Origin of the sequence: Paracoccus salipaludis, from assembly GCF_002287065.1 — a bacterium.
GTDB classification, from domain to species: Bacteria; Pseudomonadota; Alphaproteobacteria; order Rhodobacterales; family Rhodobacteraceae; genus Paracoccus; species Paracoccus salipaludis.
The window spans coordinates 115,295-139,084 of sequence record NZ_NSJZ01000004.1 but is presented as its reverse complement, the minus strand read 5'-3'; the positions used below and the strand labels follow the sequence as shown (position 1 = coordinate 139,084).

Annotated in this window: 16 protein-coding genes, 1 tRNA gene and 1 riboswitch; of the genes, 12 read left to right on the top strand and 5 right to left on the bottom strand. The window is 71.0% G+C overall.

Annotated elements, in window-relative coordinates:
* The first annotated feature begins 41 nt into the window (after positions 1-41).
* From hslO to CK240_RS06955, 12 genes are all read left to right on the top strand, one after another.
* Complete coding sequence (hslO, locus tag CK240_RS07010; protein ID WP_095639625.1) at positions 42-1,067, top strand: Hsp33 family molecular chaperone HslO; 1,026 nt, start codon at positions 42-44, stop codon at positions 1,065-1,067.
* The gene (locus CK240_RS07005) at positions 1,067-1,657 is read left to right on the top strand and encodes an NUDIX hydrolase (protein WP_095639624.1); all 591 of its coding nucleotides are present in this window, start codon (positions 1,067-1,069) and stop codon (positions 1,655-1,657) included. Before hslO ends, CK240_RS07005 begins: the two co-directional genes overlap by 1 nt.
* Positions 1,654-2,847, top strand: a complete 1,194-nt coding sequence (locus CK240_RS07000; RefSeq protein ID WP_095639623.1) for a CCA tRNA nucleotidyltransferase — start codon at positions 1,654-1,656, stop codon at positions 2,845-2,847. The genes CK240_RS07005 and CK240_RS07000 overlap by 4 nt, the downstream gene beginning before the upstream one ends.
* On the top strand, positions 2,844-4,697 hold the full coding sequence (locus CK240_RS06995) for an ABC transporter ATP-binding protein (protein WP_420818614.1): 1,854 nt from the start codon (positions 2,844-2,846) through the stop codon (positions 4,695-4,697). Before CK240_RS07000 ends, CK240_RS06995 begins: the two co-directional genes overlap by 4 nt.
* Entirely contained in the window at positions 4,694-5,914 is a 1,221-nt protein-coding gene (locus CK240_RS06990) for a class I SAM-dependent RNA methyltransferase (RefSeq protein WP_095639622.1), read from the top strand. Before CK240_RS06995 ends, CK240_RS06990 begins: the two co-directional genes overlap by 4 nt.
* Positions 5,915-6,020: 106 nt before the next feature.
* Complete coding sequence (locus CK240_RS06985) at positions 6,021-6,536, top strand: L,D-transpeptidase family protein (RefSeq protein ID WP_095639621.1); 516 nt, start codon at positions 6,021-6,023, stop codon at positions 6,534-6,536.
* A gap of 77 nt (positions 6,537-6,613) precedes the next feature.
* Positions 6,614-6,702, top strand: a riboswitch (glycine riboswitch).
* 124 nt (positions 6,703-6,826) lie between these two features.
* On the top strand, positions 6,827-7,927 hold the full coding sequence (gcvT, locus tag CK240_RS06980) for a glycine cleavage system aminomethyltransferase GcvT (protein ID WP_095639620.1): 1,101 nt from the start codon (positions 6,827-6,829) through the stop codon (positions 7,925-7,927).
* Positions 7,928-7,939: 12 nt separating this feature from the next.
* A complete protein-coding gene (gcvH, locus tag CK240_RS06975) occupies positions 7,940-8,296 on the top strand; it encodes a glycine cleavage system protein GcvH (protein WP_205957782.1) in 357 nt (118 codons plus the stop codon).
* Positions 8,297-8,496: 200 nt separating this feature from the next.
* Entirely contained in the window at positions 8,497-11,331 is a 2,835-nt protein-coding gene (gene gcvP, locus CK240_RS06970; RefSeq protein ID WP_095639618.1) for an aminomethyl-transferring glycine dehydrogenase, read from the top strand.
* Between the two features lie 56 nt (positions 11,332-11,387).
* A complete protein-coding gene (locus CK240_RS06965) occupies positions 11,388-11,690 on the top strand; it encodes an excalibur calcium-binding domain-containing protein (protein WP_095639617.1) in 303 nt (100 codons plus the stop codon).
* A gap of 45 nt (positions 11,691-11,735) precedes the next feature.
* The gene (locus CK240_RS06960) at positions 11,736-12,179 is read left to right on the top strand and encodes a thioredoxin family protein (protein WP_095639616.1); all 444 of its coding nucleotides are present in this window, start codon (positions 11,736-11,738) and stop codon (positions 12,177-12,179) included.
* A 49-nt stretch (positions 12,180-12,228) separates the two neighbouring features.
* Positions 12,229-12,304, top strand: a tRNA-Ala gene (locus tag CK240_RS06955).
* A 13-nt stretch (positions 12,305-12,317) separates the two neighbouring features.
* On the opposite strand, the gene opgC is transcribed toward CK240_RS06955, so the two are convergent.
* From opgC to CK240_RS06930, 5 genes are all read right to left on the bottom strand, one after another.
* Positions 12,318-13,433: an OpgC domain-containing protein gene (gene opgC / locus CK240_RS06950; RefSeq protein WP_095639615.1), complete on the bottom strand. Its 1,116-nt coding sequence runs from the start codon at positions 13,431-13,433 to the stop codon at positions 12,318-12,320.
* Positions 13,430-15,589: a glucans biosynthesis glucosyltransferase MdoH gene (gene mdoH / locus CK240_RS06945; RefSeq protein WP_240517325.1), complete on the bottom strand. Its 2,160-nt coding sequence runs from the start codon at positions 15,587-15,589 to the stop codon at positions 13,430-13,432. The genes opgC and mdoH overlap by 4 nt, the downstream gene beginning before the upstream one ends.
* Positions 15,590-15,593: 4 nt before the next feature.
* Positions 15,594-17,144, bottom strand: coding sequence for an OpgD/OpgG family glucan biosynthesis protein (locus tag CK240_RS06940; RefSeq protein WP_240517324.1), 1,551 nt, complete (start codon positions 17,142-17,144; stop codon positions 15,594-15,596).
* Positions 17,145-17,263: 119 nt separating this feature from the next.
* Complete coding sequence (locus CK240_RS06935; RefSeq protein WP_095639614.1) at positions 17,264-21,805, bottom strand: translocation/assembly module TamB domain-containing protein; 4,542 nt, start codon at positions 21,803-21,805, stop codon at positions 17,264-17,266.
* Positions 21,805-23,700, bottom strand: a complete 1,896-nt coding sequence (locus tag CK240_RS06930; RefSeq protein ID WP_240517323.1) for an autotransporter assembly complex protein TamA — start codon at positions 23,698-23,700, stop codon at positions 21,805-21,807. Before CK240_RS06930 ends, CK240_RS06935 begins: the two co-directional genes overlap by 1 nt.
* Between the last annotated feature and the right edge of the window lie 90 nt (positions 23,701-23,790).

Here is a 23,790-nt window from a genome sequence, read left to right as displayed (position 1 = left end):
CGCGCCGCGACCCTTGGCGCGCAGATTTCCGAAAGGCCCCCATGACCAACATCAACCAGATCGCCTGGGACGATACCGTTCTGCCCTTCCAGCTTGACCGTTCGGGGGTGCGCGGACGCGTGGCCCGGCTGGACGGCGTGCTGGAGCATATCCTGTCGCGCCACGACTATCCGGCGCCCGTGGCCGCGCTGGTGGCCGAGGTCGCGCTGCTGACCGCGCTGATCGGGCCCACCATCAAGCTGCGCTGGAAGCTGTCGATCCAGGTGCGCGGCAACGGCGCCGTCCGCACCATCGCGGCGGACTATTATGCGCCTGCTTCGGAGGACGGCCCGGCGCGCATCCGCGCCTGGGCCAGCTTCGACGCGGACCGGCTGGACGACCGCCCGCCCTTCGAGCAGATCGGCGAGGGTTATTTCGCCATCCTGATCGACCAGGGCGCGGGGAACCTGCCCTATCAGGGGATCACCCCTCTGGCGAGCGGCTCGCTGTCGGCCTGCGCGGGGACCTATTTCGCCCAGTCCGAGCAGATCCCGACCAGCTTCACCCTGTCCTACGGGCAAAGCCGCATGGCCGGGGATGCCGCCGAACGCTGGCGCGCGGGCGGCGCCATGCTGCAGACCCTGCCGGCGCAGCCGATGGATGCGGGCAAGGGCGGCTCGGGCGAGCAGGGGCTGATCGAGGCCGCCGACATCCTGCAGGGCGCCCAGTCCGAGGACTGGAGCCGCGCCAACCACCTGCTGTCCACGGTCGAGCCGATGGAGCTGATCGGCCCCTCGGTCGCGCCGACCGACCTGCTGGTGCGCCTGTTCCACGAGGAAACCCCGCGCGTCTTCGATCCCCAGCGGGTCGAGTTCGGCTGTTCCTGCTCGGCCGACCGGGTGCGGGGCACGCTGTCGATCTATTCGGCCAAGGACATCCGCCACATGACGACGGACGAGGGCACCGTCACCGCCGATTGCCAGTTCTGCGGCGCGCATTACGAGTTCGACCCGGCCTCGCTGGGCTTCGAGGCGACCGTGGATGCCGAGGGCAACGCCCTGCCGGCCGACGCCGAGGGGCGCGGCTGATGCTGCAGGCGGCCGAGGTGCGGGAAAGGCTCAGGCGGGCGCTGGACGTGCCCGCCGGGGCCACCTCGGACTTCGACCAGAACGGCTCCGTCCCGGCGGGGCTTGAAGCGCGGCCGGCAGGCGTTCTTGCGGCCTTTCACGAGGATGGGCGGCTTCTGCTGACCAAGCGGGCAAGCGGGCTGCGCCACCATCCGGGCCAGATCGCCCTGCCGGGCGGCAAGGTCGATCCGGGCGATGCCGACGAGATCGCCGCCGCCCTGCGCGAAGCGCGCGAGGAGGTGGGGCTGGAGCCCTCGGCGGTCGAGGTGCTGGGCGTGCTGCCGGCGCATCGGACCGTCACCGGATTCGCCATGACCCCGGTTCTGGCGATGATCCGCGGCCCCTTCACCCCGGTTCCCGAGGCGGGCGAGGTGGAGGAAGCCTTCACCGTGCCCTTCGCCCATGTCGCCGATCCGGCGAACTATCGCCTTGAACGGCGGCTCTGGCGCGGCGGCTGGCGGTCCTATCACGTCGCGCCCTGGGGGCCCTACTACATCTGGGGCGCCACGGCGCGGGTGCTGCTGGCGTTGGCGAAAAGGCTGTCCGCATGAGGCTGCCAAGGGCGATTATGGGCGATCCGTCCCTGCGCCGGGTGCTGGGGGCGCTGGCCCCGCACCGCGCGCTGGTCGTGGGCGGCGCGGTCCGCAATGCCCTGCTGGGCGAGCCGGTCGAGGACATCGACATCGCCACCGATGCGCGGCCCGGGCAGGTGGTGGACCTCGCCCGGGCGGCGGGGCTGAAGCCGGTGCCCACGGGGATCGAGCATGGCACCGTCACCGTGGTCGCGGACGGCCGTGGCTTCGAGGTCACGACCTTCCGCCGCGATGTCGAAACGGACGGCCGCCGCGCCGTCGTGGCCTTTTCCGACCGGATCGAGGACGACGCCGCGCGGCGCGATTTCACCATGAACGCGCTTTACGCCGAGCCGTCGGGCGAGGTGCTGGACCCGGTGGGGGGCCTGCCCGACCTTTCCGCCCGGCGGGTGCGCTTCGTGGGCGACCCTGACCGGCGCATCACCGAGGATTACCTGCGCATCCTGCGCTTTTTCCGCTTTCATGCCCGCTATGGCCGTCCCGGGGCGGCCGACGCCGAGGCCGTCGCCGCCTGTGCCCGCCATGCTCAAGGGCTGTCCCGCATCTCGCGCGAGCGGATCGGGGCCGAGATGCGCAAGCTTCTGTCGGCCGACGATCCCGTGGAGGCGGTGCGGCTGATGGAAACGACGGGGGTTCTGGCGCAGGTCCTGCCGGGGGGCAGGGCGGACGGTCTGGCCGCGCTTTGCGCCGTGGCGCCGGAGGGAGGCGCCGGACCGGGGCGCTGCCCCGGACCCCGGGATATTTCGACGAAGAAGAAGGACTGGGAGCTTCGGCTTGCGGCGCTCGGGGCGGAGGATACGGCAGGCGCCCTGCGGCTGTCCCGGGCCGAGGCGCGGGTGCAGGAGGAACTGCGCTCGGGCCTGCCGCTGGGCGAGGCGGCTTATCGGCTGGGGGCCGGCCGGGCGGGGCAACTTGCCCTGCTGCGCGCGTCGCGGGGCGAGGCGCTGAGGTCCGACTGGCGCGAGCAGATCGATTTCGCCGCGAAGCAGGTGCTGCCGATTTCTGCCGCCGACCTGTCGCACCGGCTGTCGGGGCCTGCCCTGGGACGTGGCCTCAAGGCGGCCGAGGCGGCGTGGATCGAGGGCGACTTTCTGATGCCGGCACCTGCGCTGGTGGATATCGCCGTGCTGGCGGGGGATGCGCCATGATGCTGCACCGGACTTTCGAGCGACTGATCGATGCCTTCCGTCCGGCCGAGGGGCCGCCGCCGCGCACGCTTCTGGCCTTTTTCCGCTGGGCGCTGTCGGGCGCCTGGGGCGGGCTCGGGGTCGCGGCCTTCGCCTCGGCGCTGTCGGGGGCGGCCGAGGTCGCCTCGGCCACGCTGCTGGGCTGGGTCGTCGATGCCGTGGCGCAGTCGGGCGGGCGGGCGCTGGTCGATCACGGCTGGCTGATCGCCGCCTTTGTCGGCTTCTTCCTGGTCCTGCGGCCCGCGATCATGGGGCTGTCGGCAGCCTCGTCCAACGTCATCATCGGGCCGAACATCCTGCCGCTGGTCCTGTCGCGCCTGCACCGCTGGACGATGGGCCATGCCGTCACCTTCTTCGACAACGACTTCGCCGGGCGCATCGCGCAGAAGCAGATGCAGACCGCCCGTGCCGTCACCGATGTCGCCAGCGAGATGGTCAACACCGGCACCTTTGCGCTTTCGGCCGTCCTGGGCTCGGCGCTGTTTCTGGTGACGATCGACGCATGGGCCGCCGTGGCGCTGGTCGTCTGGCTGGTCGTCTATCTGGCGCTGATCCGCTTCTTCCTGCCCCGCGTGCGGGCGCAGTCCAAGGGGCGCGCCAGCGCGCGGGCCATGATCACGGGCCAGGTCGTCGACACGATCACCAACATCAAGACCGTCAAGCTGTTTGCCAGCGCCGAATACGAGGACCAGGCGGCCCTGGGCGCGATGGAGACCTTCCGCGACCGGGCCATCGACTTCGGCCGCCTGAACACCTGGTTCCGGCTGTCGCTGACGGTCGTCTCGGGCATCCTGCCGGTGGTGCTGGTCGGCGGCGCGGTGGCGATGTGGCAGCGCGGGGCGGCCACGCCCGGCGACGTGGCGGCCGCCGGCGCCATCGCCATGCGGCTGGCGCAGATGACCGGCTGGGTCAGCATGGCGCTGATGGGCATCTGGGGCTCGATCGGAGAGGTGGAGGACGGGATGCAGACCCTCTCGCCGCCGCACAGCCTGGTCGATGCGCCCGATGCGGTGGAACTCGGCCGCCTGCGGGGCGAGGTCGTCTTCGACGGCGTCAGCTTCTCCTACGGTCGCGGCGACGGCGGGATCGACGACCTGTCGCTGCGGATCGCGCCCGGCGAGCGGATCGGGATCGTCGGCGCCTCGGGCGCGGGCAAGTCCACGCTGGTCTCGCTGCTGCTGCGCCTGCATGACGTGGAAAAGGGCGCGGTCCGGGTGGACGGGCAGGACGTGCGCGGGGTGACGCAGGAATCCCTGCGCCGCAACATCGGCATGGTCACGCAGGAAACGGCGATGTTCAACCGCTCGGCCCGGGACAACATCCTGTATGGCCGCCCCGATGCCACGGAGGAGGAGATGGTCGCCGCGGCAAAGGCCGCCGAGGCGCATGACTTCATCCTGGGGCTGCAGGATTCGGCGGGGCGCAAGGGCTATGACGCGCATCTGGGCGAACGCGGCGTCAAGCTGTCGGGCGGCCAGCGGCAGCGGATCGCGCTGGCCCGCGCCTTCATCAAGGATGCGCCGATCCTGGTGCTGGACGAGGCGACGAGCGCGCTCGACAGCGAGGTCGAGGCGCAGGTGCAGGAATCGCTGCACCGGATCATGCAGGGCAAGACCGTGCTGGCCATCGCCCACCGCCTGTCCACCATCGCCGAGATGGACCGGATCGTGGTCATGGACGACGGCCGGATCGTCGAGCAGGGCACCCATGCCGAACTGCTGGCGCGGGCCGGGCTTTACGCGCGCTACTGGAACCGCCAGTCGGGCGGCTTCCTGGGGACCGAGCCCGAGGACGCGCAGGCCGCCGAATGACCCCCTGGACGATCGAGCGGCTGGGCCGGCGCGGCGACGGGGTTGCGGTGCGCGGGGATGAGCGTGCGCTGGCCCCCCTGACGCTGCCGGGCGAGCAGATCGAGGGCGAGGCCGAGGGTGGCCGCATTGCCCCGCCACGCATCCTCACGCCCTCGGCGGATCGGGTGAAGGCGCCCTGTCCGCATTACAGGCTGTGCGGCGGCTGTTCGCTGATGCACGCCAGCGATGGCTTCGTGGCGGGCTGGAAGGCACAGGTGGTGCAGGCGGCGCTGGCCGCGCAGGGGATTGCGGCCGAGGTGGGGGCGGTTCATGTCTCGCCCCCGCGCTCGCGCCGCCGGGCGGTGCTGTCCGGTCGGCGCACCAAGGCCGGGGCGCTGGTCGGGTTCCACCAGCGCGCCTCGGAGGTGATCGTGGATGTGGCCGAGTGCCTCGTGGTCCGGCCTGCGATCCTGGCGGCGCTGCCGGATTTGCGGCGGCTGGTGATCCTTGGCGGCTCGCGCTCGGCCGAACTGTCGCTGGTCGTGACCGAAACAGCGGCCGGGCTGGATGTCGCCGTGCGCGGGGGCAAGCCGATGACCCCGGCGCTGTTGACCCAGCTTGCGGAACTGGCGGGCGGTGCGGGCTGGGCAAGGCTCGACTGGGATGGCGAGACCCTCGCGCTGCGCCAGCCCGCCGTGGCCTTCGGCCGCGCGCGGGTCGTGCCGCCGCCCGGCGGCTTCCTGCAGGCGACGGCGGAGGGCGAGGCGGCGCTGCTGGCCTTTGTCCGCCGCACGGTCGGAGGGGCGGGGCGTGTCGCCGATCTCTTCGCGGGCGCGGGGACCTTTTCGCTGCCCTTGGCCGAGACGGCCGAGGTTCACGCGGTCGAGGGGCTGGCCGCGCCTCTGGCCGCGCTGGACGCGGGCTGGCGGGCCGCGCCGAGTTTGCGGAAGGTGACGACCGAAGTTCGGGACTTGGCGCGACGGCCCCTGCTGGCGGACGAGCTGGCACGCTTCGACGCGGTGGTGATCGACCCCCCGCGCGCCGGGGCGCCTGCGCAGGCGGCGGCGCTGGCGCAGTCGCGGGTGCCCACCGTGGCCTGGGTCAGCTGCGATCCCGTGACCTTCGCCCGCGATGCCCGCGTGATGCTGGAGGGCGGCTATGCCCTGGACCGGATCGAGGTGATCGACCAGTTCCGCTGGTCCCCCCATGTCGAGCTGACTGCGGCTTTCACGCAATAGCCCCGGAAGATTTGTCTATGATTGTCGGGACACGCAGTTGGCGGAAAACCGCCGGTTGTGGTAACGCTCGATCAATAAGACGCAAATAAGCGATTCTGGGGCAGTGATGATCTCGACCATCCGCAATCTTCTTGCGCTGACCGCGCTTGTCTTGCTGGCAGCCTGCGGCGGCAGCCAGCCGCACAGCAAGTTCCGCAGCTACAACGGCCCGCCCGTGACCCAGATCGTGGTCGAGAAGGGCGACCGGCAGATGTTCCTGCTGAGCGGCAGCACCGTGCTGAAGGCCTATGACATCGGCCTGGGGTTCCAGCCCATCGGCCACAAGATGTACGAAGGCGACGGCCGCACCCCCGAGGGGATCTATTTCATCGACCGGCAGAACCCGAACAGCCAGTATCACCTGTCGCTGGGGATCTCGTATCCCGATCCGACGGACAAGGCGCGGGCGATGATGCTGGGTCAGCAGCCCGGCGGCGACATCATGATCCACGGCCGCGGCCCTTACGGCAACCAGCAGAAGTCGCGCGACTGGACCGCCGGCTGCATCGCCGTCAACGACCAGGAGATCGAGGAGATCTTTGCCATGGTGCGCCCCGGCGTGCCGGTCGTGATCTATCCCTGACGGACAGGGGGCCGGGCGGTTCGCCCGGCCCTTTCGCGAAGACCCTTGCCAGGACGCGGGGTCCGCTGCTACCAAAGTCGTGGATGACGGGAGACGCTGGCGCAGGCCAGGGCCGAAGGAGCAACCGCCCCGGTAAACTCTCAGGCAGAAAGACCGCGTCCGCATAGAACTCTGAAGAGTGGCTTTCCCTTCGGGGCAGCCCGCCGAAGGATAACGATCTCAGGCGCCCGGTCGCGGGCAGGGACAGAGGGGGCATCGACACGCGGCCGCTGGCCGCCAGGGGAGATGCCATGACCGAACTGCGCCGCACGCCGCTTTACGACCTGCATATCGAACTCGGCGCACGGATGGTGCCCTTCGCCGGATGGGAGATGCCGGTCCAGTATCCCATGGGCGTGCTGGGCGAGCATCTGCATACCCGCAAGGCCGCCGGCCTGTTCGATGTCAGCCATATGGGGCAGGTGATCCTGCGCGGCGAGGATGCGGCGCAGGCGCTGGAACGGCTCGTGCCCGCCGACATCATGGGGCTTGCCCGGGGGCGCCAGCGCTACGGCCTGTTCACGAATGACAAGGGCGGCATCCTCGACGACCTGATGGTCGCGGCCAAGGGCGACCACCTGCTGCTGGTCGTCAACGCGGCCTGCGCGGAACAGGACATCGCCCACATGACCGAAGCCGGGCTGACGCCCGAGGTCGTGACCGACCGCGCCCTGCTGGCCCTGCAGGGGCCGGGCGCCGAGGCCGCTCTGGCCGCGCTGGTGCCGGCGGCGGCCGACCTGCGCTTCATGGACGCGGCCGACCTGGCCTGGGACGGCGGCACGCTGTGGGTCAGCCGGTCCGGCTATACCGGCGAGGACGGTTTCGAGATCAGCATCCACGAAAGCCGGGCCGTCGATTTCGCCCGCGCCCTTCTGGCGCAGGAGGGCGTGGCACCCATCGGCCTCGGCGCACGCGACTCGCTGCGGCTGGAGGCCGGGCTGCCGCTTTACGGCCATGACATGGACGCCGGGGTGACGCCCGCGCAGGCGGGCCTCGGCTGGTCGATTCCCAAGGTCCGCCGCGCGGGCGGCGCGCGCGAGGGCGGCTTTCCCGGCGCCGGGGTCATCCTGCCGGAACTGGGCCACGCCGAACGCACCCGCCGCGGGCTGCGCCCCGAGGGCCGCGCCCCGATCCGCGAGGGCACGCCGGTCTTTGCCGGGGCCGAGGGCGGCGAGCCGATCGGCCGCGTGACCTCGGGCGGCTTCGGTCCCTCGATCGGCGCGCCGGTCGCCATGGCCGTCCTGCCCGCCGATATCCCCGAGGGCGCCACGGTCTATGCCGAGTTGCGCGGCAAGCGCCTGCCGGCCGCCGTCGCGCCCATGCCTTTCGTCAAACCCACCTACAAGCGCTGAAGGACGGCCATGCTGAAATACACCCCCGACCACGAATGGCTGCGCGCCGAGGGCGACGAGATCGTCGTCGGCATCACCGCCCACGCCAGCGAGCAACTGGGCGATGTCGTGTTCATCGAGTTGCCCGAGGTGGGCCGCGAGGTGGCGCAGGGCGAGGAGATCGTGGTGATCGAGTCGGTCAAGGCCGCCTCGGACATCGTGGCGCCCGTCGCGGGCACCATCACGGCCGTCAACGATGCGCTGGCGGACGCGCCGGGGGACGTGAACGCGGACGCGATGGCAGCCTGGTTCTTCCGCATCAGGCCCGCCGACGGTGTGTCGCTGGACAGCTTCATGGACGAGGCCGCCTATCAGGCGCTGACCGGCTGAGATTGCGCCGCCGGGCCGGGGCTCTGCCCTGCCCGGGCCCGGCGGCCCCGTCGGCACTGAAAGCAGTCCCCGGACTGCTTTCCGGGTGCTTCGAAGCCCGGGACGGTTGACCGAAGAAGAACAAGGCGCGGGCGGCGGACGGCCGCGCTGCCGATGCAGGTAATCCGGCCCGGTGTGGCCATTTGCACATGAGCGATCCCATGACCCGCTGGAACCCGACCTCCTACAACCCCGACGATTTCGCCAACCGCCGCCACATCGGGCCCTCGCCCTCCGAGATGGAGGAGATGCTGAAGGCCGTGGGCGTGGGCAGCCTTGACCAGCTGATCGAGCAGACGGTGCCGGTGTCGATCCGCCAGGACGCGACGCTGGACTGGCCGGCCCTGTCCGAGCGCGAGATGCTGTCGCTGATGCGCGAGGTCGCGGGCCAGAACCGGGTCATGACCAGCCTGATCGGGCAGGGCTATTACGGCACCGTCACGCCGCCCGCGATCCAGCGCAACATCTTCGAGAACCCCGCCTGGTACACGGCCTATACCCCCTACCAGCCCGAGATCGCACAGGGCCGGCTCGAGGCGCTGCTGAACTATCAGACCATGGTGGCCGACCTGACCGGGCTGCCGGTCGCCAACGCCTCGCTGCTGGACGAGGCGACGGCGGCCGCCGAGGCGATGGCCATGGCGCAGCGCGTGGCGAAGTCGAAGGCCCGCGCCTTCTTCGTCAGCGAGAACCTGCACCCGCAGACGATCAGCGTGATCGAGACGCGGGCCGAGCCGCTGGGGATCGAGATCATCCGCAGCAAGCCCGAGAACTGCGATCCCGCCCAGGTCTTCGGCGCGATCTTCCAGTATCCCGGCACCTTCGGGCACATCCGCGACCTGACCGCCGACTGCGAGGCGCTGCACAAGGCGGGCGCGGTCGCCATTGTCGCGACCGACCTTCTGGCGCTGTGCCTGCTGAAGGAGCCGGGCGCCATGGGGGCCGACATCTGCGTGGGCTCGGCCCAGCGCTTCGGCGTGCCGATGGGATATGGCGGCCCGCACGCCGCCTTCATGTCCTGTCGCGACGAGATGAAGCGCGCCATGCCCGGCCGCATCGTGGGCGTCAGCATCGACGCGGCGGGCCGCCCCGCCTATCGCCTGGCGCTGCAAACGCGCGAACAGCATATCCGCCGCGAGAAGGCGACCAGCAACGTCTGCACGGCGCAGGCGCTGCTGGCGGTCATGGCCTCGTTCTATGCCGTCTTCCACGGGCCGGTGGGCCTGCGCGCGATCGCCCAGCGGGTGCATCTGAACGCGGTGACGCTGGCCGATGCCCTGCGCGCGGCCGGGGCCGAGGTCGAGACGGAGGCCTTCTTCGACACCTTCACGGTCCGCGTGGGCGTGGGGCAGGCGGGCATCCTCGCCGCCGCCGAGCAGCGCGGGATCAACCTGCGCAAGGTGGGCCGCGACCGCGTGGGCATCAGCGTGGACGAGACGACCGACGCGGGCGTGATCGCGCGGGTGCTGGACGCCTTCGGGATCACCGATCCGGCCGAAACGGCGACCGTGCCCGCCATCCCCGATGACCTGCTGCGGGAAAGCGACTACCTGACCCATCCGGTCTTCCACATGAACCGGGCCGAATCCGAGATGATGCGCTACATGCGCCGCCTGTCGGACCGCGACCTCGCGCTGGACCGGGCGATGATCCCGCTGGGGTCCTGCACCATGAAGCTGAACGCGGCGGCCGAGATGATGCCGCTGACCTGGCCCGAGTTCGCCATGCTGCACCCCTTTGCGCCCGAGGCGCAGGCGGCGGGCTATCACCGCGTCTTCAGGGACCTGACCGAGAAGCTCTGCACCATCACGGGCTATGACGCCTTCTCGCTGCAGCCGAACTCGGGCGCGCAGGGGGAATATGCGGGGCTGCTGACCATCGCCGCCTATCATAAGGCCCGCGGCGAGGACCGCGACATCTGCCTGATCCCGACCAGCGCCCATGGCACCAACCCCGCGACTGCCCAGATGTGCGGGATGAAGGTCGTGGTGGTGAAATCGGCCCCGAACGGCGACATCGATCTGGAGGATTTCGCGGACAAGGCGGCCAAGGCCGGCGACAAGCTGGCGGCGGTGATGATCACCTATCCGTCCACGCACGGCGTCTTCGAGGACACCGTGCGCGACGTTTGCCGCATCACGCATGAGCATGGCGGCCAGGTCTATATCGACGGCGCCAACATGAACGCGCTGGTGGGGCTGGTGAAGCCCGGCGAGATCGGCGGCGACGTCAGCCACCTGAACCTGCACAAGACCTTTGCCATCCCGCATGGCGGCGGCGGCCCCGGCATGGGTCCGATCGGCGTCAAGGCGCACCTTGCCCCCTTCCTGCCCGCCGACCCGCGCGAGGGGGCGGGGGCGGTCTCGGCCGCGCCCTGGGGGTCGGCCTCGATCCTGCTGATCTCCTGGGCCTATATCCGCATGATGGGGGGCGCGGGGCTGACGCAGGCCACCCGCGTGGCGATCCTGAACGCGAACTACATCGCCAGCCGCCTGGCCGGGGCCTATCCCGTCCTGTTCATGGGCAACCGGGGCCGCGTCGCGCATGAATGCATCGTGGACACCCGCGTCTTCGCGGAACATGGCGTCACCGTGGACGACATCGCCAAGCGCCTTATCGACAACGGCTTCCATGCGCCGACCATGAGCTGGCCCGTGGCGGGCACGCTGATGGTCGAGCCGACCGAATCCGAGACAAAGGCCGAGCTCGACCGCTTCATCACCGCGATGCTGGCAATCCGGGACGAGATCACCGAGGTGGCCGAAGGCCGCATCCCGGCCGAGGCAAGCCCCCTGCGCCATGCCCCCCACACGGTCGAGGACTTGGTCGCCGACTGGGACCGCCCCTATTCGCGTGAGCAGGGCTGCTTCCCGCCCGGCGCCTTCCGGGTGGACAAGTACTGGCCACCGGTCGGGCGGGTGGACAACGCCTATGGCGACCGCAACCTGATCTGCACCTGCCCGCCGGTCGAGGCCTACGCGCAAGCGGCGGAATAGCCTTGTCGCCGCAGGTCCGTTAATCATTCTTAACGAATGGTTAACGGAGTGCGGACATGGTCAGGACGGTGATTCTCGGATGCGCCCTGGCGCTTGTTCCGGGGCTTGCCCTGGCGCATCCCGGCGGGCTGAACGCCGAGGGATGCCACAACGACCGCAAGCGCGGCGGATATCATTGCCATGGCGCGTCGCAAGCAGCCGACCGGCCCGCGCCCATTTATCTGCTGGACAGCGGCGCCCCTGTCCGGTTCGCCAACTGCACGCAGGCGCGTCGGGCGGGGGCCGCCCCCATCCGCCGGGGCGAGCCGGGTTATCGTCCCAAGCTCGACCGTGACGGGGATGGCGTCGCCTGCGAGTGATCTTTCCCCGCTTCCTGGCGTTGTCGGGGAACGGAGGAACCGGAGATGCCCGACAGCCACACGCTGACATGCCTGAGTTGCGGACAGGGAAATCGCCTGCCCGAGGGGCGGCTTGGGGACAATGCGAAATGCGGCACCTGCGGTGCTGCGCTGCTGCCTGCAAAGCCCGTCGCGCTGGATCTGCAACTGCTGGAAAAGGCGGCGCGCCGTGACACTCTGCCGCTGCTGGTGGATTTCTGGGCGCCCTGGTGCGGTCCCTGCCGCATGATGGCACCGGAATTCGAAAAGGCCGCGGCCATGCTGCACGGCACGGCCCGGCTAGCCAAGATCGACACGCAAGGCCATCCCGACGCGACCGTGCGCTTCAACATCCAGGGGATCCCCGCCTTCATCCTGTTCCGGGACGGGCGCGAGCGGGCGCGCCTGACCGGGGCACGGCCTGCCGGGCAACTGGCCGACTGGGTGCGCGGTCAGGTTGCCGCGGGCTGACAAAGGCCGCTTGACAACCACCCGCCGACCCGCCAAATAGCGCGCCTGTGGGGCCGTAGCTCAGTTGGTAGAGCGCATCGTTCGCAATGATGAGGCCAGGGGTTCGATTCCCCTCGGCTCCACCAGTTTCCAGACATCTCAGTCGGTTGCGAGCCGCCCGTCCCGGCGGGCCTTGATCGTCAGCCAGACATGGGCGGCCAGCCATAGGGCCGCGATCGTCCACAGGTCCACGCCCAGCCGCGCCAGGGCCGTGTCGGGCAGACTGACCATCATCGCGTCGCCCAGGACCGACAGCAGCACGCAGGCGACAAAGGCCACCAGCCCGCCCTTGCCGATGGTCGCCAGCGCCTGCCCGGGCCCGGTGGCGGCCATCCAGGCGAAGGGGCCCGCCAGCGGCACGGCGACCAGCCAGCTCGCCGCCATGATCGCCACGTAGCGCACCAGGTCCAGCGACCATTTGTCCACCGTCCCGACCGCGTGCCACATGATGTCGGCCAGCCGCTTGCCATCCCCGCCGAACCGCCACAGCGTCACCATGCCCAGCGAATAGAGCGTCACCGCCGCCGCGATCAGCGTGATCTCGTGGCCATGGCGGCGCAGCACCGGCATGAAACGGTGCCGGAAGGCTCCCATCGCGACGCCGCTGTGGAACAGAAGCTGCCAGCCGAAGGGGTTGAACAGCAGCCCGCCCTCGACCCGCTGGTTGGGCAGGGCGGCGTTCAGGGGAACCGACACCAGCCACAGGGCTACCGAGCCCGCGAAGAAGGCCACCGGCCAGCGCAGCATCAGCGGCACCAGCACGGGCGCGAGCGCCAGCAGGATGACGTAAAGCGCCAGCACGTCCAGAAGGTTCGGCTGCATCCACATCAGCGCCAGCGTGGCGACATAGCCCACCGGCACGTCGATGATCCAGCGCGCGTATTCGTTCCAGATCGCGCTGTGGGCGAAGCCCAGTTCCAGCAGGCCCCGCGACAGCAGCGCCAGCAGGATGCCGCCCAGCACGAGCGCCAGCCAGACCTGGCCCGCGCGGCGGGCAAAGCGCCATTGCGCGGCCAGGCGGCCCTGCGCGCGCTCGACCTTCATCCAGACCAGGCCCACGAGGAAGCCCGACAGCAGCACGAACAGCTCGGCCGCGTCATAGATGGCGAAGTTGGTCAGCGTCAGTTGCCGCAGCGCGCCGCGCGGCATGTGATTGAGCATGATGCAGACCAGCGCGTAACCGCGCAGCATGTCCAGCGAGACGATCCGGCTCATCGTGGCAGCGCGGCCCAGCGGTCCAGCAGGCGGGGGTCCGATAGCAGGGCGGCGCGCTCGGCGCGGTCGAGGAAGCCCAGCGCCTGCGCCTGCGAGGCGGCGGCGCCGATCTTGGCCTCGGCTGCGATGGCGGGCAGCCGCTCGGCCGCGGGCAGGTCGGGGAGGGGCGGCAGCAGGGCGACATGGCGCGCCCGCGCCTGCGCGTCGCGGCCCAGCGCCAGGGTGGAGCCCTCGACATGCCGCAGCCGGCGGGCATGGGCCGTGCTGGCAACGACGATCGCCGGAGGCACACGCTCTTCGGGCGTGACCAGCAGCCCCGCCATCCGCGCCCAGCGACCGAAGACGGGCGAGGCCGTCCAGCGCGAGATCGCGGGCGCCAGGATCAGCCCCGCGAGGATCGGTGACAGCCACAGCGCATGGCCGGGCGACAGCATCGTGACCACCAGCAGCGTGCCGACGCCCGAGACCACATGGATCGCGTGGCGCCGCAGCACCAGCCCCCAGGGCGGCATCGAGCCCTTGCGGACCTGGCTTTCCCAGCCCGAGTTGCGGCCGCGCAGGATTTCCAGGATCTGACGGGTCTGGATCAGCATCTGCACGGGCGCGATCAGCGCCGACAGCACGATCTCGAACAGCGCGCTCAGCAGGATGCGCGGCCGGCCGCCCACGTCCGAGGCCAGCGGCCGCCGCCAGGCGCGTCCCAGCGCCACGAACTTGGGCAGCAGCAGCAGCGTCATGGCGGCGACGAACAGCCAGGTCATGCGGGCCGCGTCGAAGGTCGGCCAGTCGGGGAACAACTGGTAGCTGTTGGGGAAATACTCCGGCCGCGACAGGATCACGTTGGCGGTCAGGGCAAGGCCCACGAGGATCATCGCCAGCCAGATCGGGCTCATCAGGAAGCCCAGCACGCCGATCATGAAGTGGACCCGGCTGACGGCGGTGAAGCCGCGCGCCTCGATCAGGCGCAGGTGCTGCAGGTTCCCCTGCGCCCAGCGGCGTTCGCGCACGGCCATGTCCAGCAGGGTGGGCGGGGAACCCTCGTAGCTGGCGCGCAGGTCCCAGTCCAGCCGGACCTTCCAGCCGGCCCGGCGCAGCAGCGCGGCCTCGACGAAGTCATGCGACAGGATCGTGCCCCCCCAGGGGGGCGTGCCGGGAAGTTCCGGCAGGCCGCAGCATTCGGCGAAGGCGCGCACGCGGATCATCGCGTTGTGGCCCCAGAAGTTGCCGTTGTCGCCCGACCACGCGGCGACGCCGCGTCCGATGGGCGGACCATAGACCCGGCCCGCGAACTGGATCACGCGGGCAAACAGGGTCTGGCCGCCCACCAGCATCGGCAGGGTCTGGATCAGGGCAAGCGCGGGATCGGCGCCCATCCGCGCGCTCATCTGTCGCACGACGTCGCCGCTGACGACGCTGTCGGCGTCCAGCACCACCATCTGGTCGTAGCGCCCGCCCCACCGGCGCACGAATTCCGCGATGTTGCCCGCCTTGCGGCCCGTGTTGTCGGTCCGCCTGCGGTACCAGACGGGCAGGGGGCAGGTGTCGCGCAGCGCGGCGACGGCCAGCGTCTCGGTCGCGAAGAAGTCGGGGTCGCGGCTGTCGGACAGGATGAAGATCTCGGCCCGGTCGGACATCCCGGCCTCGGCCAGCTGGTCGGCCAGGGCGCCCAGCATCCCCATGCTGTCGGCCGGGTCCTCGTGATAGATCGGCATCACGATGGCCACGCGGGCAGTCCCCGGATCGGCGGGCGTCACGGGCGGGCGGGCGACCAGCCCCGCGATCAGCGAGCAGAAGCTGAAGCCGACCCAGCCGAAGGTGAGGGTGAAGAAGACCAGCAGCGCCCATTGCAGCGGCTGGATGCCGTCGCTGAAGACGATCAGCATCTGCCAGAAGCCGATGGCCGTGATCAGGGCCGCGCCCCCGAAGGCGATCAGCCGCGCGGCCAGCACCCGCGCCGTGGCGGGTTCGCGCGCAGGGCCGGGGGGAGGAGCCGCGCGGAAGTCCTGCGCGGGCATGGACAGCGGCACCTCGGGCGGGACCGGCGGGATGCGGCCCAGCCAGCCGGCATCGGCCGGCGGACGCTGCGGCGCACGGCGGGGAAGGGTGCCGGCCGGGCTGTCCGGGCCGGTCAGCAGCGGTGGATCGGTCCGTTCCAACCGATCATTCTCTTGTCCAGCGGAACATCCAGGTCTCGCTCAGCGGGCCGCCGTCCGGGGTTTCCAGCCGGGCGGTGATCTCGGCCAGGTCGGCGCGCTCGGGCCGGAACTCGAAGGCGAGTCGCAGCAGCCCCTCGTCGGGCAGGCGCACGACATAGGGATACTCGACATTCCCGGCCGACGCGCTGACCACGGCGGCCGGGTCCGGCTGGTCCTGGAACAGGTCCAGGTCGAAATCGATGAAATAGCTGCGCGCCCCTTGCGCGTTCACCGACCGCCCCGAGCGGGTCTGGCGCACCCGCGCGACCGGAAAGCCATCGCCGGGCGCCATGCCGAAGCGCTGCTCATAGGCGAAATCGTGGCGCACGCCCGCGACCAGCGGCTGGGCAGGTTTCCAGAAGGACACGATGTTGTCGTGGAACTCGGACTCGACCGGGATCTCGACCAGCACCACGGACCCGTCGCCCCAGCCCGGCGCGGGCTCGATCCAGGCCGAGGGGCGCAGTTCATAGCGGGCTTCGGCGTCCTGGTAGGTGTCGAAGTCGCGGCCGCGCTGCATCAGGCCGAAGCCGCGCGGGTCGCGGTCGGCGAAGGCCGAGATCTGCAGGGTCGACGGGTTGTTCAGCGCCCGCCACAGCCGCAGGCCCCCGCCCGTCACCATCTGCAGCCCGTCGCTGTCATGGACGGCGGGGCGATAGTCGTCGAAGCTGCCGCGGTCGCCCGGCCCGAACCAGAACATCGAGGTGAGCGGCGCCAGCCCCACATCCGCAAGGTCGCGGCGCGGGACCAGCGCCACGCGGGTCGCCACCAGCGTCTCGTCGCCGGGCTTCAGCACGAATTCGAAGGCGCCCGCGATCGAGGGGCTGTCCAGCAGCGCGTGAACCGTCACGGTCTGGCTGGTCGGGTCGGGGGCGTGGATCCAGAACTCGCGGAAGAAGGGGAACTCCTCGCCCTCGCGGCTGCCGGTGCCGATGGCGAGGCCGCGGGCGGACAGGCCATAGCGGCTGCCGCGGCCGAGGACGCGGAAGTAGCTGGCGCCCTGGAAGACGGCCAGTTCGTCCAGGAAGCCCGGGCGGTTCAGCACGGTCCGCAGGCGGAAGCCCGACCAGCCCATGTTGCCCGGCGGGCTTTGCCCCGCGTCCGGCGGGAACGAGTTCGGGTGATAGTCGAAGACCGAGGGGTCGAAGGGGAAGGGCCGCACGACGCCCGCATCCACCAGGTTGATGCGCACGGGCTGCGTGAACAGCATCCCCGGCGGCAGGAAGTCCAGCCCGAAACCCGGCACGCCTGCCCAGGGGTCGGCCTCGCGCCGGAAGCGGATCCCGCGATAAGCATCATAGCCCAGGTCGCGGAAGGGCGGGTCCAGCGTCGAGGCCGGCTCGACATAGGCCGCGCGGGCAAGGTCGGTGGCGATCCGGGCCACTTCCTCGAAGCCGAACAGGACGGGCTCGGCGGGGGCCGGAGCCGTGATGGCCTGCGCCAGCCCGGCGCGGGGCGGCAGCATGGCGCCAGCCAGCGCGGCAGTCATCGTGCCGATGAAGAAGCGACGTTCCAAGCGTGTCCCGATCCGAAGGGGCGGTTTGCCCGAGTCATTAGAGAATGCCCCTGCTTGCCGCAAGATTCCAGAATGTTTGGCAAGGGTTGACGCCCCGGAACCGTGGCCGGGGCGCCGCGTCAGTAATCGCGTTCGTAGAAGACCCCCAAGGTGCTTTCGCCGTCGCTGGCGACCGAGCCGCGCGCGGTGATCGCATTGTTCACGTCCAGGTTGAGGTTGATCCGTGATCTGCCTTCCGCATCGACCTCGACGTCGCTGTAAAGGTTGCGCGACAGGTAGCGCCCGGCGCGGACCGAGACGTTGCCTTCCTCGTCCGTCGTCAGGTCAAGGTCGTCCAGCCCCGCGGCCTCGCGCAGGTTGCCGACCAGCCCTTCGCCGCCCCGGCCGGCCAGCACGGCCACGGCATTGGCCAGCTGCGCCGCCTGCAAGGGCGAGATGGTTTCCAGGCCACGCCCGAACAGCAGCTGCGACAGCACCTCCTCCTCGGGCAGTTCGGGGTCGGACTGGAAGGTGATCTCGGGATCGCGCAGGTCGCCGTCGATGACGATGCGGGTGGTGATCTCGTCCTGCTGGGTTTCCGCCACCAGCCGCAGGACGGGCACGAGGCTGCCCTGCAGCTCGATCAGTCCTTCGGTCATGTCGAAGCGGCGGCCCAGCAGGTCCACCCGGCCGCGGATCAGCTGAAGCTGGCCGATGGGGATGACGTTGCGGGCGGTGCCGGTCAGGCGGATCTGGCCGCCCAGTTCCGCGTCCACGCCGCGACCCCGGACGAAGACCTGGTTCGGCGCGTTGATCGTCAGGTCCAGCCGGGCCGGGTTGGCCGGCGGCGTGGCGGGCGGCGCCACCATGCCCGCGATGCGGCTGTCGGCGCTGGGGAAGGGCAGCAGCCCCGCCTTGGCCCGCGTGGCGCGCACCGGCGGGCGGTCGTTCAGGTGCACGATGTCGGGGATCGCGCGCCCGCCCAGGCCCGTGTTGGGAATGCGGAACTCGACCGGGCCCAGGGTCAGCGCGCCCGTGACCAGCGGCCCGTCGGCCGGGTTGCCCGAGATCGAGACCGTGCCGTCCGCCACCGCCTCGTAAAGGTTGGGGTCGCGCAGCACGACCCGGTTCAGCGTGGCGCGCAGGTCCAGGCGCGTGCCGTTGCGCAGGTCCACGGGGCCGGTGACGGTCAGGGTGCCCCCGTCCGCGATGGCCCCGGTCGCGTTGACGGTGATCACTCCGCCCGCGATGTCGGCCGTGGCCGCCAGGTTCTCGACCGACAGGCCGATGTTGGGATCGGCAAGCCGCGCGTTCGGCAGGCTGACGCGGCCCGACAGGTTCTCGAGCGCGGGGCGCCCGTTCAGCGCCAGGTCGAAGTCCACCGCCCCCGCGATCGAGCGCGTGCGCAGCAGCGGGTTCACCAGCGCCGCGTCGCTGACGCCGGACACGCGGATGTCGGCGTTCGAGAGGTTCGCTGCGAGGCTGCCCGCAACCGTGGCACGGGTGCCGCCCGGCGCGGTTGCGTCAAGGTCCACGACGTAGTTGCCTCCGGCCTGGCGGACGCTGCCGGTCACGGTCGCCGGCCCCGTCAGGCCCGGCACCAGCAGGCCCGTGTTCGCCAGCCCCGCATCCACGTTCAGCGCCGTGGCCGAGCCATCCGCGCTGATCCGCAGCTGCGGGTTCCGCGCGTTCAGCCGTTCGATGGCCACGGGCCCCCGGCGGGGCAGGGTGGCGGCGGCGTCGAACTGGGTCGCGCCCGAAAGCAGCCGGTCCACCTGTGCGTTGCCGATCCGCAGCCCGTTCGCGCTGCCCTCGGCGGTGACGCGGCGGCCCTGGGGCGTGTCGGTCAGCCGGGCCGTCGCGTTCAGCCCGCCCCCGATGCCGCGCCCCAGGAAGGCGAGGCTGTCGGCCCGCAACTGCGCCGTGACATCGGTCTGCCCCGCTCCCAGCCTGCCCTGCGCGGTCGCGTTCAGGCGGGGGTTGTCCACGACGGCCTCGTCGATGGTCAGAACGCCCTCGCGTTCCGTGCCGCGCAGCGTCAGGCGCGTGGCCCCGGCCAGCGCGGCGTCGGCCTGCGCCTGTCCCAGCGACAGGTCGTTCGCCGTCCCGTCCACCACCAGCCGCCGGGTGCCGGTGCCGTCATCGGCAAAGCTGCCCGTCGCCGCGAAGGACCCGCGCCAGCCCAGGCCCAGGGCCGACAGGTCGCGCATGTCCACCTGTCCGCTGACGTTGGTGCTGCCGTTCCCGATGACGCCCGAGATGTCGGCCCGCGCGCTGGGGTTGTCGAGGATCGCCTGCTCGATGGTGAAGACCTCGCCCTTCTGCGTCCCGCGCACCGTCAGCCGCGTTTCGCCCGCCAGCACCCCGTCCACGTCCTGCTGGCCCAGCCGCAGGTCCTCGCCGGTGCCGCTGACCTCGAGCAGCCGTGCGCCCTCGCGGCCGCTGACGCGTGCCGTCGCCCGGACGGCGCCCGAGAACTCGGGGCGCAGGGCGGTCAGGCTGGGAATGTCCAGATCGAGGGTGGCATCCAGAACCTCGCCGAAGCTGCCGCTGCCTTCCGCCGCGAGCTGCGGGTTCGACAGGCGGAAGCTGTCGATGACGAAGCTGCCCTCGCGCTCCTCTGCAACAGCCAGAAGCTCGGTCCGGCCCTGAAGCACGGGGTCCAGCTGTTCAACCCCCAGCACCAGGTCCGTCGCCGTGCCCGAGACGTTGACGCGCCGCGCGCCGGGGGCGCCCGTCACCGTCGCCTCGGCCTCGAGCGCGCCGGCCATGGCGGGATCGGCGTCGGTCAGGCTGGCCAGCCGCATCGTCGCGCGCAGGTCGGTCGCGGTCGAGCTGATGAGCCCCTGCGCCTGCGCGGTCAGCCGCTGCCCGTCGACCGTCAGGTCGCGGATCTCGATTCCCGCCTCGTCGCGGCGCGCGCTGACCGTGATCGCGGCCTCGCCCGCCAGCAGGCGGTCCAGCTGTTCCTGGTTCAGGGTGATGTCGGTGCCGTTCAGCTCGACCTCGGCGTCGAAGCCGCGCGTCAGCACGGTGTAAAGCCCGCTGACGCGCCCCGAGGCCTGCCCCGTCAGCGGCCGCCCGGCAAGGGTGGAAAGGTGCGACACGTCCTCGTAGGCCGCGTCCAGTTCGCCCGAAACGGTGATCCCCGAGCGCAGCCCGTCGATCAGGATGTCGCCGCTGAGGCCGTAGTCGCGCCCCGACAGGCTGAAGCCCGCCAGTTCCAGCGCGTTTCCGGGGGTGAAGTCGAAGCCGGTTTCGCCCGTGATCTCGGCGCCCAGCGCGGCCTGCAACCCGGCGTCGGCCAGCGCGAGGCCCCGGGTGCCGAAGCCGATGCGCCCCAGGACGGCCTGAAGCCTTCCGCCCTCCAGCCGGACCGAGCCGCCGCCTTCCAGCGTCAGCGCGCCGATGCGGTTGCCCCCCCGTGTCACGTCGCCCAGGCGGCCGTTCAGTGTCCAGGCGTCGCTTTGCGCGGCGTCATAGCTGATCTGCAGGCTGCCCGACTGCACGTCGATGGGCTCGCCCCGCAAGGGCAGGCGGGCGGGCAGGGTGGTCGCGCCCGCATCCTCGCCCAAGGTCATCAGCAGCACCACCGACTGGGGCGCGCCGGTGTCATTGGTCGTGACCGAGCCGGTGAGGTTCAGCGATTCCGTGTCGATCAGCAGGACGGGCAGCGACAGCCTCCCGTTCTCGCCGCGCCAGCCCTCGACCAGCACCTGCGACTGGGGGCCGAAGAAGGGGGCGTTCTCGGGCGGCAGGAGGCTTGCGACGTCGCCGCCCAGTTCCAGCCGGAAGGCGGTGCCGGGGGTGCCGTCCTCGCCGGGCTGCGCCCGGACCGAGGCGCGGCCGGTCACGCGGTCCTGCCCGTTCGTGGCCAGCCGGACCTCGGCCATGAAGTCGCGCAGCGGCCCCTCGCCCCGGATCTCGGCGCGCACGGCGGGGCGGCCGTTGAGGCCCACGAGATTGGCGAACAGCCCGCCCGCGTCCTCGTCCAGTTGCAGGTCCAGCCGCAGCACGGTGGTTTCGTTGGAATAGGCCGCATCCACGGCGAAGGTGCCGCGCTTGCCGTCCACGCGGTTGATGGCCAGCTTGGCCGCGCCCTCGCCGCCCGCAAGGTTCATCGCGCCGTCGATCGAAACCACCGCCGCCTCGCCGATGACCGGCTGGCCCAGTTCGACCCGGCCCGCCGCGATGCGGGCGATGCTGATGCCGACAGGCAGGGTGGGCAGGGCGAATTCGCGCACCTCGGGGGTGCGGGCGTTCCCTTCGCCTTGCGGCAGGCGGGGCAGGAGGATCTCCTCGGCCGACAGTTCCTGGATCTCGATGCGCCGGGCAAAAAGGGCCGAGCGGTTCCACTGGATCGCGCCGTTGCGCAGCGTGATCCAGACGCCCTGGGCGTCGGCGATGGTCAGTTCGGTGAAGGTCGCCCGCGAGGACAGCGCCCCCTGGAAGCCCCGGATCTCGACCTGCCGCCCGGCGCTGGACAGGTTGCGTTCAAGGAAACGGGTGATGAAGCCCTGATCGTCCTCGACCTCGGCGGAAATCTCGGCGGCCTTGGCGGCGATGCCGCCTTCCGCCTCTGGGGCGGCCGCGGAAGCGGGCGGTGCCGGCGGCTCCTGCGCCGGGATCGGCGCGACGGGCAGCAGGAAGACGAGGGCCAAGGCGGCCAGAAGCTTTTTCATCAGAAGGCCTGCCCCAGTCCAAGGTAAAGCTGCACCCCCTCGCCGGTGTCGCCGCCCACGGGACCCGCGACGTCCAGCCTCAGGGGGCCGATGGGGGTGTTGTAGCGCACGCCCAGGCCCGCGCCCGCGTGCCAGTCGGTCTGGCCGTCGAACGAGCTGTCGGCCCAGACACGGCCCGCGTCGGCGAAGGCCACGACGCCGATCCGTTCCCGCACCTGGAAGCGCGCTTCGGCGGTCAGGTTCGCCACGCTCATGCCGCCGGTCTTGACCGTGACGCCGTCGGGCCCCTCGATCACCCGCACGCCCAGCGACTCATAGGGCTGGCCGCGGACCGAGCCGCCCCCGCCCGAATAGAACAGGTAGTCGCGCGGGGTTTCCTCGATTTCGGGCCCCCAGATCGTGCCCGCCCGCGCCCGCCCCGCCAGGGTGAAGCGGTTGTCCTCGCCGAAACTCCGGTAGGCCCGGCCCTCGCCGACGAAGCGCAGGCCCGATCCTGCATCGTCGTTCAGCCCCGTGAAAGGCGTCGCGGTCGCGGTCAGCCAATAGCCGCGCCTGGCGTCCGTGGGCTCGTCGCGGCGGTCCCATGTGACCGAGGTCGGCAGCGCCAGGATCTCGAAATCGGTGATCCCCGTGTCGTCCCGCACGCGCGAGCGGCGGTATTCCAGCGTGGTCTGACCCGTCAGCCGCTCGCTGGGCAGCCAGGTCAGGCCGAAGCCGAGGACGCCCAGGTCGAGGTCATAGTCCTCCTCGCGCAGCCGCTCGGCCCGCGCCTCGACCGAGGCGGTGATGTCGGGCGCGATCGTCGCGGGGCGGTCGATCCGCACGCCCAGGCGGTAGTCGCGTCCCGAGGTGCCCGATCCGATGTCCTTGGCCTCGGCATCCACGCGCAGCCGCTCGGCCCCGCCCAGCAGGTTGCGGTGGATCCAGTAGCCCGAGATCTGAGCCCCGTCGGTGCTGCTGATCTCGAAGCCCGCGCCGATCCGGCGCAGGCGCTGTTCCAGCACCGTCAGGTTGACGTCCAGCGTGTTGCCGGGTCCCAGGGTTCCGGCCTCTTCCAGCGTGATCGAGGAAAAGACCCCGGTGCGGCGCAGGCGGCGGCGGACCTCCTCCAGCTTCTCGGGATCGAAGCGCTCGCCCTCGGGAAAGCCCGCGATCTTGTAAAGCCGGCGGGTGCTGAGCCGCTGGTTGCCGGTGGCGCGCAGCTGGCCGAAGCGGACCTGCGGGCCGGGGGACAGGGCGATGCGGCTTTCGACGCGGTGGATCTCGTGATCGGCGATGATTTCGGTCTGCGCGACCTCGGCCTTGGCGTGGCCGTGGTCGCGCCAGCCGGTCACCCCCTGGCGCGCGGCCGTGCGCATGTCCGAGGTGCGTGCGATCTCGCCCACGCGATAGTCGGCGGGCAGTTCCGTTCCCGGCGCGACCGGGGCGATCTCGGCGCGCGAATACCGGAAGGCCCGGCCCGGATCGACCGTGACGACCACCTGGCGCACGATCCGGGGCGCATCCAGCGGCGCGATCCCCGCCGCCTCGACCCCGTCCAGCCGGATCTCGATGATCGAGTCGTAATACCCCTCGTCGTAAAGCAGCCCCAGAAGCCGCGAGTAATCCGCCCGCGCCGCCGCCAGCACGTCCTGGGCGGTATAGCGTCCCTCGGCCAGCGCGCCGGTGATGCGCGAAGTGTTGCGCAACCGCCGCTCAAGGGCTTCGTCGCCGTTGGATACGCGGAATTGCAGGTCCACGGGCGAGTTCGCCACCGGGTCGCCGCGCGAGAGCAGGCCCGAGAAGGGCGAGGACGCCGACGACCCCGAGCCGCTGCCGCTTTGCCCGGCCGCCGTCCCGGCCAGCATGCAGCCTGCCGCGGTGGCCGCTGCCGCCATCCTCCACCAGTTCGCCATCTGCCCCGCCCGTCGCCTGATGTCTTGTTTTGACCCGAGTGTCGCAGGACAGGGCTGCGATTGCTACCCTCTGCCGCAGGGCCGCAAATT

What these genes read in the sequence shown, in the direction of transcription:
- hslO (WP_095639625.1), top strand. Translation starts at nt 42, where the DNA reads ATGACCAACATCAACCAGATCGCCTGGGACGATACCGTTCTGCCCTTC.
- gcvT (WP_095639620.1), top strand. Translation starts at nt 6,827, where the DNA reads ATGACCGAACTGCGCCGCACGCCGCTTTACGACCTGCATATCGAACTC.
- CK240_RS07005 (WP_095639624.1), top strand. Translation starts at nt 1,067, where the DNA reads ATGCTGCAGGCGGCCGAGGTGCGGGAAAGGCTCAGGCGGGCGCTGGAC.
- gcvP (WP_095639618.1), top strand. Translation starts at nt 8,497, where the DNA reads ATGACCCGCTGGAACCCGACCTCCTACAACCCCGACGATTTCGCCAAC.
- opgC (WP_095639615.1), bottom strand. Translation starts at nt 13,433, where the DNA reads ATGAGCCGGATCGTCTCGCTGGACATGCTGCGCGGTTACGCGCTGGTC.
- CK240_RS06985 (WP_095639621.1), top strand. Translation starts at nt 6,021, where the DNA reads ATGATCTCGACCATCCGCAATCTTCTTGCGCTGACCGCGCTTGTCTTG.
- CK240_RS06965 (WP_095639617.1), top strand. Translation starts at nt 11,388, where the DNA reads ATGGTCAGGACGGTGATTCTCGGATGCGCCCTGGCGCTTGTTCCGGGG.
- CK240_RS06990 (WP_095639622.1), top strand. Translation starts at nt 4,694, where the DNA reads ATGACCCCCTGGACGATCGAGCGGCTGGGCCGGCGCGGCGACGGGGTT.
- CK240_RS06995 (WP_420818614.1), top strand. Translation starts at nt 2,844, where the DNA reads ATGATGCTGCACCGGACTTTCGAGCGACTGATCGATGCCTTCCGTCCG.
- CK240_RS06960 (WP_095639616.1), top strand. Translation starts at nt 11,736, where the DNA reads ATGCCCGACAGCCACACGCTGACATGCCTGAGTTGCGGACAGGGAAAT.
- CK240_RS06930 (WP_240517323.1), bottom strand. Translation starts at nt 23,700, where the DNA reads ATGGCGAACTGGTGGAGGATGGCGGCAGCGGCCACCGCGGCAGGCTGC.
- CK240_RS07000 (WP_095639623.1), top strand. Translation starts at nt 1,654, where the DNA reads ATGAGGCTGCCAAGGGCGATTATGGGCGATCCGTCCCTGCGCCGGGTG.
- CK240_RS06935 (WP_095639614.1), bottom strand. Translation starts at nt 21,805, where the DNA reads ATGAAAAAGCTTCTGGCCGCCTTGGCCCTCGTCTTCCTGCTGCCCGTC.